This window comes from Xenorhabdus griffiniae (genome assembly GCF_015163655.1).
Classification (GTDB): Bacteria; Pseudomonadota; Gammaproteobacteria; order Enterobacterales; family Enterobacteriaceae; genus Xenorhabdus; species Xenorhabdus griffiniae.
Map to the genome: position 1 here is coordinate 1 of NZ_JADEUF010000109.1, position 14,079 is coordinate 14,079.

General features: G+C 44.0%; 17 protein-coding genes. All 17 read left to right on the plus strand.

Going from position 1 to position 14,079, the window contains the following annotated elements:
- Window positions 1–582: 582 nt before the first annotated feature.
- The 17 genes from IQ211_RS15030 (at window position 583) to IQ211_RS15110 (ending at window position 13,995) form a co-directional block, all read left to right on the plus strand.
- Window positions 583–2,013 (plus strand): gamma-aminobutyraldehyde dehydrogenase, encoded by a 1,431-nt coding sequence (locus IQ211_RS15030; protein ID WP_189760815.1) that lies wholly within the window; start codon window positions 583–585, stop codon window positions 2,011–2,013.
- A 16-nt stretch (window positions 2,014–2,029) separates the two neighbouring features.
- Window positions 2,030–2,812 (plus strand): nuclear transport factor 2 family protein, encoded by a 783-nt coding sequence (locus IQ211_RS15035; RefSeq protein ID WP_189760814.1) that lies wholly within the window; start codon window positions 2,030–2,032, stop codon window positions 2,810–2,812.
- Window positions 2,809–3,564, plus strand: coding sequence for a FadR/GntR family transcriptional regulator (locus tag IQ211_RS15040; protein ID WP_189760813.1), 756 nt, complete (start codon window positions 2,809–2,811; stop codon window positions 3,562–3,564). Before IQ211_RS15035 ends, IQ211_RS15040 begins: the two co-directional genes overlap by 4 nt.
- A 32-nt stretch (window positions 3,565–3,596) precedes the next feature.
- Entirely contained in the window at window positions 3,597–4,340 is a 744-nt protein-coding gene (locus tag IQ211_RS15045) for a cache domain-containing protein (protein WP_189760812.1), read from the plus strand.
- A gap of 36 nt (window positions 4,341–4,376) precedes the next feature.
- A complete protein-coding gene (locus IQ211_RS15050) occupies window positions 4,377–5,663 on the plus strand; it encodes a 4-aminobutyrate--2-oxoglutarate transaminase (RefSeq protein WP_189760811.1) in 1,287 nt (428 codons plus the stop codon).
- A 71-nt stretch (window positions 5,664–5,734) separates the two neighbouring features.
- On the plus strand, window positions 5,735–6,127 hold the full coding sequence (locus IQ211_RS15055) for a DUF805 domain-containing protein (protein ID WP_189760810.1): 393 nt from the start codon (window positions 5,735–5,737) through the stop codon (window positions 6,125–6,127).
- Window positions 6,118–7,656 (plus strand): NAD(P)/FAD-dependent oxidoreductase, encoded by a 1,539-nt coding sequence (locus IQ211_RS15060; RefSeq protein WP_189760809.1) that lies wholly within the window; start codon window positions 6,118–6,120, stop codon window positions 7,654–7,656. Before IQ211_RS15055 ends, IQ211_RS15060 begins: the two co-directional genes overlap by 10 nt.
- A gap of 416 nt (window positions 7,657–8,072) precedes the next feature.
- On the plus strand, window positions 8,073–8,489 hold the full coding sequence (locus tag IQ211_RS15065; protein WP_189760808.1) for a hypothetical protein: 417 nt from the start codon (window positions 8,073–8,075) through the stop codon (window positions 8,487–8,489).
- A 214-nt stretch (window positions 8,490–8,703) separates the two neighbouring features.
- Window positions 8,704–9,084, plus strand: a complete 381-nt coding sequence (locus tag IQ211_RS15070) for a VOC family protein (protein ID WP_189760807.1) — start codon at window positions 8,704–8,706, stop codon at window positions 9,082–9,084.
- Window positions 9,085–9,432: 348 nt separating this feature from the next.
- Window positions 9,433–9,624 carry a hypothetical protein gene (locus IQ211_RS15075; RefSeq protein ID WP_189760806.1) on the plus strand — a complete coding sequence of 64 codons (192 nt, stop codon included), beginning with the start codon at window positions 9,433–9,435 and terminating at the stop codon, window positions 9,622–9,624.
- Window positions 9,621–10,763, plus strand: a complete 1,143-nt coding sequence (locus IQ211_RS15080) for a replication initiation factor domain-containing protein (protein ID WP_189760805.1) — start codon at window positions 9,621–9,623, stop codon at window positions 10,761–10,763. Before IQ211_RS15075 ends, IQ211_RS15080 begins: the two co-directional genes overlap by 4 nt.
- Window positions 10,751–11,080, plus strand: a complete 330-nt coding sequence (locus IQ211_RS15085; RefSeq protein ID WP_189760804.1) for a hypothetical protein — start codon at window positions 10,751–10,753, stop codon at window positions 11,078–11,080. Before IQ211_RS15080 ends, IQ211_RS15085 begins: the two co-directional genes overlap by 13 nt.
- Window positions 11,081–11,108: 28 nt before the next feature.
- Window positions 11,109–11,309, plus strand: coding sequence for a hypothetical protein (locus tag IQ211_RS15090; protein ID WP_189760803.1), 201 nt, complete (start codon window positions 11,109–11,111; stop codon window positions 11,307–11,309).
- A 16-nt stretch (window positions 11,310–11,325) separates the two neighbouring features.
- A complete protein-coding gene (locus IQ211_RS15095) occupies window positions 11,326–11,568 on the plus strand; it encodes a hypothetical protein (protein WP_223281825.1) in 243 nt (80 codons plus the stop codon).
- Between the two features lie 95 nt (window positions 11,569–11,663).
- The gene (locus tag IQ211_RS15100; protein ID WP_189760802.1) at window positions 11,664–13,508 is read left to right on the plus strand and encodes a hypothetical protein; all 1,845 of its coding nucleotides are present in this window, start codon (window positions 11,664–11,666) and stop codon (window positions 13,506–13,508) included.
- Between the two features lie 11 nt (window positions 13,509–13,519).
- Window positions 13,520–13,807 (plus strand): DUF2523 family protein, encoded by a 288-nt coding sequence (locus IQ211_RS15105; RefSeq protein WP_189760801.1) that lies wholly within the window; start codon window positions 13,520–13,522, stop codon window positions 13,805–13,807.
- A gap of 5 nt (window positions 13,808–13,812) precedes the next feature.
- On the plus strand, window positions 13,813–13,995 hold the full coding sequence (locus IQ211_RS15110; RefSeq protein WP_189760800.1) for a zonular occludens toxin domain-containing protein: 183 nt from the start codon (window positions 13,813–13,815) through the stop codon (window positions 13,993–13,995).
- The last annotated feature ends 84 nt before the right edge of the window (window positions 13,996–14,079 follow it).

Consider the following 14,079-nt stretch of genomic DNA (forward strand, 5'->3'; position numbering starts at 1 on the left):
CTTACCGATTCGGTTTGTTGACAAAATCGACATTTCACTTCTACCGTTGCCATCTGATTTCCTGAAAAAGTGAGGAGTATACATGAGAAACAACAAATTGAATACGTGACCCAATATCATTACATTTGTATGACATGTTTTATTTAATTTATTGCTCGCTGTTACGCGATAAATTAGAAGAACAGGTTAAACAATTATGTAGAAATTATTTGCTTAAGAATTCAGATAATTCGCAAATATATGCATTAAACTTCAAGTTGCAATTGACAACCCTATATGAAATCACACGCATTTTGAAGTTATATTGGTATATATGCATAAGTTTTATAGTCAGTTGAAAGTTGAAATTACATAAACCTGCTATTCTTTCATCTTGTCCAGCACGCAAAACATGAAATCTTCGATCTTTCTCACAGATCTGAAGATTTTTTTCTGCCGACAGTCCTTAAAGTTACATATATGTATCTAACTTTCCTCTTGTTTTTACATTTTTTATACAAATTTGACTAAAATGCAACCGTTAAATATATTAAATCATAGGTTATATTTTATCCGTTTAATCCATAAGGAGAGGAAGTAACCATGTCGATACCAACGCTTAGGCATTTCATTAATGGTCAGTATGTTGAAACTAAAGGTTCCGAATATTTTGATCTGGTAAGCCCGGTCACTGGTGAATCTTATGCGCGTTCTCCTAACGCGACCACGGCGGATGTTGATGATGCTTACGCATCGGCTAAAGAGGCATTTAAGATATGGGGCCGCAGTACCCCCTCAGCGCGCCAACGGGCGTTATTAGCACTGGCAGATACGATAGAAAAAAACGCTGAACGCCTGATTGAATTACAAAGCCGCAATACAGGGCAGCTCAAACACCTGATTGCTTCCGAGGAGGTTGCAACATCTGTGGATCATATCCGCTTTTTCGCTGGTGCCGCCCGTTTTTTGGAAGGCAAAGCTACAGCAGAATATCTCCCTGATATGACCACCAGCATTCGGCGTGAACCGCTGGGCGTGGTGGGGCAGGTTACCCCATGGAACTATCCGTTGATGATGGCGGTGTGGAAGATAGCACCTGCTCTGGCCGCAGGTAATACTGTGGTGCTTAAACCAAGTGACACCACACCGGAAAGCACTTTGCTACTGGCTGAACTGTCCGCGCCGTTTTTCCCTGCTGGCGCCTTCAACGTGGTATTGGGTAATGCGAGTGCGGGCGCTCTGGTCGTTTCACACAAAACGCCTGCTATGGTTTCTATTACTGGTTCCACACGTGCAGGTTTTCAGGTTGCCTCTTCGGCGGCGGATAATCTCACCAAAGCGCATCTTGAGCTGGGAGGTAAAGCGCCGGTAGTCGTTTTTGCTGATGCGGATATCGATAAGGCAGTGGATACCATCGTTACCGCAGGGTTCTTCAACGCAGGTCAGGATTGCACGGCGGCTTCACGTGTGTTGGTGCATGAATCTGTTCACGATACCTTCGTCGCTAAATTGGTGACGGCAGCTAAAGCCACCCGTTTTGGCGAGCCAGAAGATAAAGAGGCGCTGTATGGGCCACTTAATAATGTTCGTCAACTGGAACAAGTCAAAGGGTTTATTGCGCGTCTGCCCGCTCATGCCCGTATCGAAACAGGAGGGCGTCAGGCCAGTCGTTCGGGATATTATTTTGAACCTACAGTGATTACTGGCCTGGAGCAGTATGATGAAGTGATTCAGACTGAGATTTTTGGTCCTGTTATCACAGTGCAGAAATTCCTGACAGAACAGGAAGCTATCGAGAAAGCTAACGATGTGAAGTACGGATTAGCCTCCAGTGTCTGGACTCGCGATCATGGCCGTACGTTACGCCTGTCTCGTGAGCTTGATTTTGGAACTGTCTGGATTAACACCCATATTCCTCTTACGGCAGAAGCACCACATGGTGGCTTTAAGCAATCTGGATACGGTAAAGATTTGTCGGCCTATGGTTTCGATGAATACACACGTATCAAACACGTGATGAGTTCCAATGATTGATACAAGGATATCCACAATGAATCAAAAAATATCTTTGCGCGACCTGGTATCACGTGCGCACCATGAACTGTTTACTGACCGTGATGTGAGGGCGCTTGAGCGTTATTTTGCGCCGAATTTCATTGAACATTCTCCACTAATCAAAAACGGTCTTACCGGACTGCGTGAGTTGGTCCAGTCACATCCCGAACTGCATCATGAAACATTTCGCGTACTACAAGACGATGATCTGGTTGCTATCCACGGCCGTTTCACCGGCTTAGACGATAAGCCGTTGGTTGGTTTCGATCTTTACCGGGTTACCGATGGCTTAATCGTGGAACACTGGGATGGTTTAGTACCGCAGTCCGCGCCGAATGCCAGTGGCCGAACTCAATTAGATGGCCCAACGGAAACAGGCCCTAGCCGTGACAGAGAGAAAAACCGTGAACTAGTGGTTGATTTTTTCACGCGGACCCTGATCGAAGGGCATTATGATGAGTTTGAACATTACACCAATGGTAAGGCATTCCGCCAGCATAGCCCCGATATTTCCGATGGTACGGCTGCAGTTATTGCATTCCTTAAGCAACTGAAAGATGAAGGACAGGGCCTGCATTATACAAAAATCCACCATACAGTAGCCGACGGGCAGTTTGTTCTGACCCATTCAGAGGGAAGTATTGCCGGAGTGCGTCACAGTTATTTTGAACTATGGCGCGTCGAGAATGGCAAAGTGGCTGAACTTTGGGATGCTATCACACCAGTACCAGAGGATGCGCAAGCGCTACACCACCACGGTATCTTTGTTAGAAAATGACGGCATATTCCATCGTCTACGCACCACTCGATCAGGCCACCAGAACCGAACAGGTTGTGGAACGTTTAAGTAACGCGATCATCTCCGGGATATTACAAACTGATGAGCAGTTGCCTAACGAAAACGAGTTGTCGCGGCTGCTGGGTGTGTCACCGGTAACTGTTCGCGATGCCCTGAACACGCTACGTGCCAGGCAGTTGATTGATACTCGGCGCGGACGTCATGGCGGCAGTTTTGTGTGCCAAGTTTCCGTTGAGACAATGCAGAAATATCACCCGTTGCGGCTGATGGCTTCAGGTGAACTGGCGGATTTCAGCGAGTTTCACTGTGCAGTGATTGGTCACAGTGCGAGGCTTGCGGCTCAACGTTCAACACAAGGTGAACTGAGAAAGCTTGGACAACTGATCGACAGCTTTGCAACCGCAACGCAGCCAGATGCACGTATACAGGCAGATATGCGCTGCCTGTTAACCCTGGCATCCCAGGCCCAATCAGCCAGGCTCGCCAATCAAGAGCTGGAGATACAGGCTGAATGGGCGCCTTTGATGGTACTTCTATATCGAGAGGCAGTTATTCACAACGAGGTTGCTGCCGCCTGGCATACAATCTTGGCCGCTTTGTATAAAGGGGATGGTTTCGCCTGTTACCAACTGGCACAGAAGATGATTACCCGAATTACTGACCACTTGCTTGAATACAAATTGCGTATGGATACCGATGCATCATTCTTACAGCGATCTGATCGCAAGTAATGTGGCGGCATTTATCCCTGGAAGGGGGGCATATGTACAACAACATATATGTAGAACGAGCCAAGAATATCCTGGACGGTATCCTGGTTGCGGCGCAGCGGGCCACTACAACTTTAGCGGATAAAACAGCATGTATTTTATTAGAACTACCGTTATATCGTACGGAAGGTGTTCGTTTGCAGCAGGAGCAGCGCGACGTATTGCAAAAACATATCCAAGATGTACTGCAGTGTAACCACGTTTGGTGTAACGGGGCGGGATTTGCCAGCTATGCGATACCAAATACGGTTAGGGAAGAGAGCGGTTACTGGACGCTGGAATGGTGGCGTCAGGAAGGGAATACCATTCAATATGCGCAGCTGGAACAAAATCAAGAGCAATGCAGACGTTTGGATTTCCGATCGTTTGAGTGGTTCCGGCAACCAGCCAGCCGTCATCTTCCCGTCATCGATGGCCCTTATGTGGATTATGTCTGTAATGGCGCCTACACGATTACGATAGCCCATCCGGTGCTTATCGGTGAAGAGTTTGCCGGTGTCGCGGCAGTGGATATTCTGGTTTCGACGCTGGATCGGTTACTTCTGCCGGTTCTTGGTGCTATCGGTAAGCCTGCATTAATTATTAATGACGATGCGCGTGTCGTGACTTCAACCGTGCCAGGAGTGCGGTCAGGTTCACTATTGAAGGGCCAAGACGTTAACCGTTCGGCCAATCGAGAAGTCCCTTCATTGCACTTGGTGATCCTACCGTCATCACACAGGGCGTTTGTCAGCTGAACCCCACTAATTAAAATTACTCAGGAGTTTTTGTTTATGACTGAATCTATGTTAGCTAAAAGACGTAGGGCAGCTATCGCAAAAGGCGTAGGCGTGACTACACAAGTCTATGCTGAACGCGCAGAAAATGCTGAAATCTGGGATTCCCAAGGACAACGCTATATTGATTTTGCCGCCGGTATCGCCGTAGTGAATACCGGCCATCGCCACCCGCGCGTCATTGCTGCGGCCAGAGAGCAGTTGGAACAATTTACCCACACCTGTCATCAAGTAGTGCCTTATGAAAATTATGTAGCGCTAGCCGAGCGATTGAACCATCTGGTTCCGGGTGATTTTGTGAAAAAGACCGTTTTTGTCACCACAGGGGCTGAGGCAGTAGAAAATGCCGTGAAGATCGCGCGTGCTGCTACCGGACGTAATGGTGTAGTCGCTTTCAGCGGCGCTTTTCATGGACGTACCTTCCTTGGTATGGCATTAACCGGCAAAGTCGCACCGTACAAGATGGGGTTTGGCCCGCTAGTCGGCGACGTTTACCGTGTTCCATTTCCGGTAGAGTTACACGGTATCAGTGTAGAGCAGACACTGAACGCGCTAGAGAATCTCTTCAAAGCTGATATTGAACCCACGCGCGTTGCTGCCATTATCATCGAGCCAATACAGGGTGAAGGCGGATTTTATCCTGCACCTCCCAACTTACTCAAATCTCTACGCGAAATTGCCGATCGCTACGGTATTGTACTCATTGCTGATGAAATTCAGACGGGTTTCGCGCGTACAGGAAAACTGTTTGCTATGGAACACCATCAGATTGCAGCCGATCTGACTACGATGGCAAAAGGGCTGGCGGGAGGGTTTCCGCTGGCAGCTGTAACGGGACGATCAGAGTTGATGGACGCTGTAGTGCCAGGGGGATTGGGGGGAACCTATGGAGGTAACCCGGTAGCGATTGCTGCTGGTCACGCGGTACTGGATGTAATCGAAGAAGAAAAGCTGGCTGAGCGTGCAATGCAGCTGGGAGAACGGCTAAAACAATATCTGCATAAACTGCGCCCGCATGTCCCACAGATTGCTGATGTGCGGGGGCTTGGGCTGATGATTGCGGTGGAATTTAATCGTGCGGAGAGTCAAGAACCTGATGCCAATTTTACCAACGCGGTACGTCAGAAAGCGCTAGAACGTGGCCTAATTCTGTTGACGTGTGGTATACATGGCAACGTAATCCGTTTCCTTCCACCGCTGACCATACAAGATGATGTTTTTGACGAGGCACTTAATACCCTGAAATCTGTCTTACTCGAACTGAACTGTAGATCTGCCGTTTGACCGGAGATAACCAGGAGGAATTGTACGTGACGGCAGCGAGTACCTGAGCGGGTTCATAAGAGAGGACAACAATGCACTGGTATCTAAACGTATTAAAGAATTATACCTGTTTCAGAGGGAGGGCTCAGCGTAAGGAGTTCTGGCATTTTTTTCTGTTTCAGCTCCTTGCTGCTCTCATCATTTCCTTCCTGGAAAGGCTATTTGCTATTGCCAACCCCGAAATTTATATGGGGTGGTTTAGTGCTATCTATTTACTGGCCACATTTTTGCCAGCATTGGCGGTAAATGCCCGCCGTCTACACGATATTAATTGTAGCGCCTGGTGGCTATTGTTACATCTGATCCCCTTTGTCGGCACTGTTATTTTACTGATACTCGCTGCTCTGAAAGGACAGATGGGTAGTAATAAATACGATTCAAAGAATCGGATTCACTCCATTAAAGGAGAGCTGAAATGGCAATGAACAGAAGAGATTTTATCTCTACTGCCGCAACTTTTGCAGGGGCGGGAGTCCTTTCATCCATACTTCCCTCTGCATCTCTGCTTGCTCAGGCATTAACTGCGGTTGATACTCCGGTCATCAATATTAACCCATTCCGGCCGACGTTGTTGCAGGATGCACAGTATAGAACCAGCAGGTTGGGTTTGGATCCGCGCATCTGGAATTGGCATAGAGACATGACTACCAACGCCATGCCTGCCAACTACTATGAGGCATCTTTGGCTGATTGGCCAGCTTTTGGAAGCTTCTCCAGAGATCAGAGCTGTGAGGTTGCAGTTATTGGTGGTGGGTTACTGGGAGCATCTACTGCGCTGCATCTTGCTGAAAAGGGCATAGATGTGATTCTGGTTGAAAAGGATAACATTGGTTCGGGAGCCTCTGGCCGTAATGGGGGACAGATGACACCCGGCATTGCCCGCTGGGAAGCTGAAACCATACTGGAAAAATTTTCCCTTGATGAGGCTAAACGTTTATGGCGTTTTGCATCGATTGAAGCAATGGAACTTGTGGATGAGCTCCGCGAACGTTACGGCTTTGAATGTGACCGCAAATATGGTCACATTACTGCGGCGATACATCCAGGTCACATGGGGCCATTGGTTGCTAATGTTGATGCCCGACGCCAGCTGGGGGATAGGGCAGTGAAAGTTATTGGGCCACACGAATTGCAGGAAGAGTATGTGTGTTCGAGTATCTATCATGGTGCCAATATCGACAGCATCGGTGGACAGGTTCAACCTCTGGCGCTGCTGCGGGGCTTGGTGTATGGCTTTGTCAGACTGGGAGGACGAGTCTATGACAGTACAAAGGTGAAGGGCATTAGACAGGATGTCAGCAGCACGGTTATAGAAACTGAGCGGGGACTTATCAGAGCGAGTAAAGCTGTGGTGCTGGGGGTACATGGCTCTACGGATGAGTTTATTTCCGGTCCTTCTACTACAGTGCCTTTTTTCACCTATGTGGCAGTAACCTCGCCGTTGGTGGATATCAAAAAACTGATTCCGTCAGATCTGCCGGTCTACGATACACAGTTACAGATAGACTATTATCGCGCGGTGCGTGGCAATCGTCTGTTATTTGGTGGACAGGGCACGGGTAACTCCTGGTCACCGCGCGATGTGAACAACTACTTGCTTGATCGTATCAGAACCGTATTCCCGTATTTGGAAAAACCTGAACTGGAATACTCTTGGGGTGGGATCAGCGATCTGACCCTGAACGGTGCCACCGATGCCCGCAAAAGTGGTGACAACATCCCTGTCTATATGGTGCATGGCTGGAGCGGACATGGAGTGGCACAAACGGTACGTGTTGGCAAAGCCATCAGCGACGATCTCATCGGACGTAACCGCGACTTTGCTATGCTTACCTGCATTGATCACACAAGGATTCCGCTAGGCTCCTATCTCTCTCCGGTGGCTATCCCATTAATTAAAGGCGCTCTGGGAGTAATAAGCACGATTAATCCGGCAGATATGGTTTCGTTCTGAATGTTGGATTCCATTATCATGTACTACTACCATTAAGTCATTTCCCACAGGGGAGCGGAAGGAAAATGTCTGTGCCTCCTACCGTCCGCTTCCTGTATGTATATACCAATCCAACTTCAAGTTACAGCTTGCAAATCAATGTGATTGTTTATATCTCCCCGCGTAGCGGGAGATATAAGACGCGCCTTGAAAGGCGATTGGTATATAATAAAAATTGATACCATGTGAACATCTATTAAATAGCAATGTTTTTTTAATTTTTAAATGATTAACTAACAGAAATTTATGATAATGTGTTCTGAATTATATGATGTATTTACCGTTGTAGTAGTGATTTGTATAAATTAAAAATTAGGATAAGAATTATTGAGGGACTTAAATAAAAAACGAAAATAACTAGCCCAGGAGTATTAATCATGGCAATTGTATTTGCATCAATAAATCCACATAACAATCCCATACAAACATCAAGCACCAATTATGTTGACATACCTGGTTTGGAAATTGATGTATCAAGATATTCTAACTCACCAGGTTTAACCGCATTAATCACCCTAAATATACCAACTCCCTATGCTTCAGGTAACAATTTTCCTGGAGGGAATTTTATTATTACAACCGGTCAAGGTGAACAGTTAGCCTTCGGTGGTTTTACTTACAGTAATAAGAATCCAGAATCTTATGGCCGTATGCCATTCACACTAGTTGCCAGTTGTTCTCTTGCGTCTAACATTTCCATTATAAAAGCGCAGTGGAGCAATATACGTGGTAGCACGGTCCATATTGATTCATATGCATCTATTTCTGCGATTATTCAGTGTAGTCTTGGTTAATTTCAGATTAAGTAATCTATTGATAGTAAAAATCCGCCTTCATAGAAGGCGGTATTAATTTCGCCCAGAAAGGATACCCAATCAACATTAACTGGTGTTATCTCTTGTTATTGCAAGTTTAAAATGTCACCCTGTTCCGCAAAGTAGAAATGTCACCTATCAAAGTGGATTGGCGTATAATATGTACAACTAAAACCTGATATAAGGGCGTGGCATGTTTAGACCAAATAGCTTAATTATCTATGTCGATGATGTCTCTCTAAGCACTGAATTCTATAGAAAAATACTGAAGTCAGAACCCTTAGAAACCTATGAGGAATTCTCTGTTTTCTCCCTCAGTACTGACTTTATTTTAGGTATCCAGTCCAAGGCTGGTATTGACCCTAAACCCCAACCTCATTTTGGTGGGTTTGAAATATGTCAGTCTGATGTTTCCCGCAACGATGTCGATTTGATGTATCAGGAATGGAAAACTCTTGGCATTGAATTTGAACTCGAACCAACGGATCTTGAATTCGGTTACACATTCGTAGCAATAGACCCTGATGGTCACAGATTAAGAGTATGTGCAACTGACACCAGTAACATCGCTTAGGTAGCGCACTGAAAATCCCGTAGAGCAACGCCTGAATTCTCAGGCTTGCTCTAAACTCATCGGGATTAGTGAATACCGGATTGACGGCTCTAAGTTTTTAGGGGCGCGTCCTTCAAACCAGTCATGAGAGGAACCGTCAATTTGGATCAACTCACCGACGCAGGTGACATTTCTATATTAGTGCTACATTGGTTCGCATAATCTCCGACGTTATGTTGAATTGCGGGCTGTTACAATTTCAGAGCAGCCCAGCAATTTACACATAACGTGCATTGTGCGAATCCTACGCCGATCTTCCGCCTAGCACCCCTAACTCACTCCCTCTTTTGGTAATCAAGAGAGGGAGTTATGAAGATCATCTACTTCGATTACATCGCAGGCTTTGGCATCAATGCACTTGTTGCTGATGAGTGGGATTTTTACCCATCTGTTGATGAGTTGATGTACGAATGTACCTCTCTCTATGGCAATCAAGTCGTGTTCGTCTCCACGGCGACCACATCAGGAAGTTTCACTGGCTATCAGGAATCTTTGAAATGATGACTGATAGAAGCGTTCTTATCGATTATCTTGCCTTTTCTGCGCCGCTATCCTGTATGAAAGAAGTTCATACCTTTCAGGAAAAAGGTCATGAATGGCGTAAATATGAATTCTTGCCATCTTATCGGCATTACCAATGCAGCCGCTTTGCTGACACGGTATCAGGTAATGAATATGAAACATTGCCTGACTCATATGAAGTTTTTTCTTCTTCTATTGAAGAGATCAACCGTAGAGCAGAACACTATAACAATGAATTGTTGTCCTGTTTACATTCACGATTAAGACGCTTTATTGCTGCTGTTTTTGGGTTATTTGTTGGTCCAGCTCGCGGAACAGGCGGTTTTGCCTATCAAGATTCAGCCGTGCTTTATTCTGAGGATAGCGGGAATGAACATTTCGGCATGATTTACTGGGGCGGTAATAACGGTACTTTTTACGTTCAGATTGGCGGAAAGGGTTGTACACATGTTATGAGTGGCACAACACCGGGAAAAATTTATAAGTGGCTTAAACATTTAGATATTACGTCATTAAAACGCTTGGATCTTGCTACTGATGATTATGACGATGTATTCACTTGCCATAATGCGTTATCCGCTTATAAAGATGATGCCTTTTATGGCGGTATGGGTCCAAAGCCAAAATTAGGTAGTGCACATGAAATAGATGCAGCGGGGTGCTATACCAAAGAGATCGTAACCGTAGGTTCTCGACAATCTCGCGTTTACTGGCGTGTTTACAATAAAGCTCTTGAGCAAAAGGTTTCCGGTACCTGGTATCGTTCTGAGGCTGAATTGAAAGGCGTACCAATTGAGGTGCTTTTAAATACTCAAGGAACTTATACAGGATTGTGTCCTTATGCGGCTTCTATTAATCCAACAAAGCCTGCTGCAATTCCGGTTCTTTTGGGTCGAAAGTCCATTGATGCTATTGAATCTAAAGTCAGATGGTTGAGGAAACAAGGCTCTAAATCTATCGCAAAACTTATTCACTTCTTTGAGGGGGACACTCAGGCCGTTCTGTCTATGATTGTTCGAGATGAACATATTTCTGATTTAAACCTGAAATTAGATTTGCCCCCAATATACCAAACATTAATAAATGAGAAATTAGGAGTATCAACATGTCCGTTTTAGAAAAAATTCCATTTTATATTGAAGTCACAGCGGTTGATGTAAAAGTTGAGCAAAAAACACGTACCAATAAAAATACGGGCGAAATTACTCCTTATTATACACAGCGTGTCATTGCGCATATGGGACCGCGTTCAATGTCAGAGACCGTTATCACTTTGTCAGAGCCAAATCCATTACCAGAAGGGAAATATTTGATTTCCGGATCTAGCTTATATCCGGGTAAGCCGTTTGGTGATAATCCGCCACGACTTGAGTTTAACCAGTGGAATGTTTCTTATGTTCCTATGGAAACAGTGAAGCACTTAATAAAAATGTAGAAATACTGCATTTTAACAAGGAGTAGTAATGTCCTCCTTAACGGGTTCTATTTGTGATATGTCTAATAATTGTCAAAAGATATTATTGGATATATCAAATCAAATTCCAGTTTCTTATGATTATCCTTACTTGGGTAAAGTGTGGGGGCTGGCATTTAGCTCTGTAATTACGTTGTATTTATTTTCTTTTGGATTGGGTCAAATAATACGCATGGTTAAACATGCTTAATATAGGAAATTAAAGTATGTCTTTTAAATCTCTTCGTAATAAAGTTGTATTGGGTGTTACTTTGGCGGCTTCTTCTGTATTTTCTTTTGCTGATGAAGCATCTAGTAAAGCGGGTGATGTTGATTTGTCAGCATTAACAAATAATATTAGTTTCTCCGGTGTTATTGTGGCTGTTATGGCAATTGCTGGCTCTATTATTACTTTGCTTGCTGCTATTGCAGGTGTTAAGCATGTATTGAAAATGGTTCGCGGTGCTTAATTCAATTTACTTTGATAGGTAAAGGGGTGAAAGCCCCTTTTTTTGTTTATGAATGCTGACTTATTAACGCTTGTTGTTTTTATTTGGGGGCTATTATGCGCATGGGCTGTCATTCAGGGATTCAAAGGCTAATAGTTTATTCATTTTGTTTTTTATTTTTATTTGTTGTTTATCCTAGTCCGGTTAGGGCTAATCCGGCTGCGGTATTATTGGTTAGGGTGATTGCTCAGACTGTTACAAAGAGAGCTGCTACAAGAGCGGTGGCTGATGTGACAGCAAGGCAGGCGGTTTCTAAATATCCTTTAACCGAATTAGCGCTTCAGGAAACGATAAGACGGCAAGCAGCGGCAGAAGCTGCATCAACTGCGGCGGCAATGTCTCGCGCCGCAGCGGCTAGAGCGGCTTCCGTTCCAGCGCGTTCGGCATTGCGTTCTGGCGGTAAAGTCACTTGGGCGGGGTTGAACATCGCAGGTGGTGTTATGACAACATCGGAGCTTATCGGTGCTTTCCGCTCAGGGGATTTAGCCGTATCGACGGACGGTGTAGCGTTAGGAAATGGCAAATATGAAGTTAGGATAGGGGGGCGGACTCAGATTGTTGATTTTGAACCATCGGATGATCAACCGGTTATTCTTTATGGTAATGCTATCAGGGGTGATACAGGTGTGGTTGTTACGCCGTCACGCCCTGTTGTGGTGAGTGGTTATTTGCTTAATGGTGATGGTTTGAATTCCTATATACCTTTAGAACTTCCTTCAGGGGTATTTAAATCAATGTCTTTTGATAATTATAAGGTCACTTATAGTTTTAATATTAGCGATGATTCTGGTGATTATTATTTCATTGAAGATGATGAACCCTCTTCAGTTCAGAATGCGATGATTTATGCCTCAGTGAAAGAATTTGAGCGCCAATATAAACCTGTTATTTATGATGCTGAGGGTGATAATGGGAATTTTAAATATGTTAATACATCTTACAGTGTAGATATTCTTGATTTCGTATCTAAAGCGGGTAGTCCCTTCCCCTCTTATCCGGGAGTATATGAAGAGATTGGCGGTGCGAGTACTCGTTATGAGGCTACTGTTCCGGCGGTTCTTCATGTGAGAACATTAAAAAACGGTTTCAATCCTTGTGAAATTGTTGAATTGGCTACAGGTGAAACTAATATTTATGGTGAACCCGTAACTGAAAGAAAGAGGATGTGTACTCCCCCAACGGATAGTGATTATATTATTAATGATAAAAAAATAAGCAATTTAGTTTATTTATCGTTAAACACGGATTACAAAAGTAATTACTTTAAAAATAAAAACAAATTAAACTCTGTTAAATCTGTTTCCTCTTCTGAATTGGCGGATATTCTTGATGATGAATCAGTGGATAATGCTATTGTTGCTGATTTAATGACGGATTTATTACATGACGCTGCTTTGCAAGATGATTATCAAGGTATTCCTGTTTCTGATGATGATTATATTTCTGAATCTGAAATAGCAGACGCTTTAAGAAAATTAGGAAAAGATAAACTAACAGCACGGGATCTATTTTCCCCGTATCAAAATATTGAAATAGATCAATTAACAAATAATGAAACAACCATTAATAGTGGCAACGGTAAAACAGATATTAATGTTGAAGCTAAAGTTGATTTAGGTGAAAACCCGAATATTAAATCGCCTGATTTGGGTGAGCTGCCAACAGGACGAGATATTATAGACCCGATTAAAAATAGCATGCCTTTTCTTTCTGATTTTAAATTATCGGGCAAAAACGCCACTTGTCCGACTGTAGATTCTCATTTCTCTTTAATGAGCCATGATTTTCATTTAGTGATTGATACTCATTGCCCGCTGATTGAACAAAACAGAACTTTTATAGAGCTTATTGCGTCTTTGATTTGGGCTTTAGTGGCTTTGCGTGTGCTTTTAAGCGCTTAGGGGGGAATTCTATGTACGGTATTTTACTTTCAGCTTTGAATGCGGTTCTTGGTTATATTCTTCGTACTGTTGTTATTAAGTTCATTGTCTTTGGTGCGTTGTATCTTGTCGTTAAAGAATTGATGTCTGTTGTAGTAGAGCTGTTACCTAAAAACACGAATATTCAATCTTTGTTTGATTTGCTTCCTGATGCAGCTTGGTACTTTATCAATCTGCTTCAGGGAACGTTGGGCGTGAGTTTGGTGGTTACGGCCTTTTTTACGCGTTTCATCATTCGAAGAATTCCAATTATTGGGTAATTATCATGTCTATTACAGCTTACTTTGGCGTTCCCGGCTCTGGTAAGAGTCATGAGTGTGTGAAAAGTGTCATTCTTCCGGCCTATATGAAAGGTCGTAGGATTGTGACCAATATTGATGGGATTAATCCTGATGCTATTCGTGAGTATGCTATCAAGTTATCTCATATACAGGATCTTAAGCATTAACTGTATATTTTAGATAGAAAAAAGGCTTCATTTATGATCTGATAATCGTCGCCAAACTAATACCAAAACCACGGATGAAGCCTG

Excerpts from the sequence above, each read along its gene's own strand:
- IQ211_RS15105 (WP_189760801.1), top strand. The coding sequence starts at position 13,520 with ATGTACGGTATTTTACTTTCAGCTTTGAATGCGGTTCTTGGTTATATT.
- IQ211_RS15035 (WP_189760814.1), top strand. The coding sequence starts at position 2,030 with ATGAATCAAAAAATATCTTTGCGCGACCTGGTATCACGTGCGCACCAT.
- IQ211_RS15040 (WP_189760813.1), top strand. The coding sequence starts at position 2,809 with ATGACGGCATATTCCATCGTCTACGCACCACTCGATCAGGCCACCAGA.
- IQ211_RS15065 (WP_189760808.1), top strand. The coding sequence starts at position 8,073 with ATGGCAATTGTATTTGCATCAATAAATCCACATAACAATCCCATACAA.
- IQ211_RS15055 (WP_189760810.1), top strand. The coding sequence starts at position 5,735 with ATGCACTGGTATCTAAACGTATTAAAGAATTATACCTGTTTCAGAGGG.
- IQ211_RS15070 (WP_189760807.1), top strand. The coding sequence starts at position 8,704 with ATGTTTAGACCAAATAGCTTAATTATCTATGTCGATGATGTCTCTCTA.
- IQ211_RS15100 (WP_189760802.1), top strand. The coding sequence starts at position 11,664 with ATGCGCATGGGCTGTCATTCAGGGATTCAAAGGCTAATAGTTTATTCA.
- IQ211_RS15060 (WP_189760809.1), top strand. The coding sequence starts at position 6,118 with ATGGCAATGAACAGAAGAGATTTTATCTCTACTGCCGCAACTTTTGCA.
- IQ211_RS15050 (WP_189760811.1), top strand. The coding sequence starts at position 4,377 with ATGACTGAATCTATGTTAGCTAAAAGACGTAGGGCAGCTATCGCAAAA.
- IQ211_RS15045 (WP_189760812.1), top strand. The coding sequence starts at position 3,597 with ATGTACAACAACATATATGTAGAACGAGCCAAGAATATCCTGGACGGT.
- IQ211_RS15110 (WP_189760800.1), top strand. The coding sequence starts at position 13,813 with ATGTCTATTACAGCTTACTTTGGCGTTCCCGGCTCTGGTAAGAGTCAT.
- IQ211_RS15030 (WP_189760815.1), top strand. The coding sequence starts at position 583 with ATGTCGATACCAACGCTTAGGCATTTCATTAATGGTCAGTATGTTGAA.
- IQ211_RS15095 (WP_223281825.1), top strand. The coding sequence starts at position 11,326 with ATGTCTTTTAAATCTCTTCGTAATAAAGTTGTATTGGGTGTTACTTTG.
- IQ211_RS15075 (WP_189760806.1), top strand. The coding sequence starts at position 9,433 with ATGAAGATCATCTACTTCGATTACATCGCAGGCTTTGGCATCAATGCA.
- IQ211_RS15080 (WP_189760805.1), top strand. The coding sequence starts at position 9,621 with ATGATGACTGATAGAAGCGTTCTTATCGATTATCTTGCCTTTTCTGCG.
- IQ211_RS15090 (WP_189760803.1), top strand. The coding sequence starts at position 11,109 with ATGTCCTCCTTAACGGGTTCTATTTGTGATATGTCTAATAATTGTCAA.
- IQ211_RS15085 (WP_189760804.1), top strand. The coding sequence starts at position 10,751 with ATGTCCGTTTTAGAAAAAATTCCATTTTATATTGAAGTCACAGCGGTT.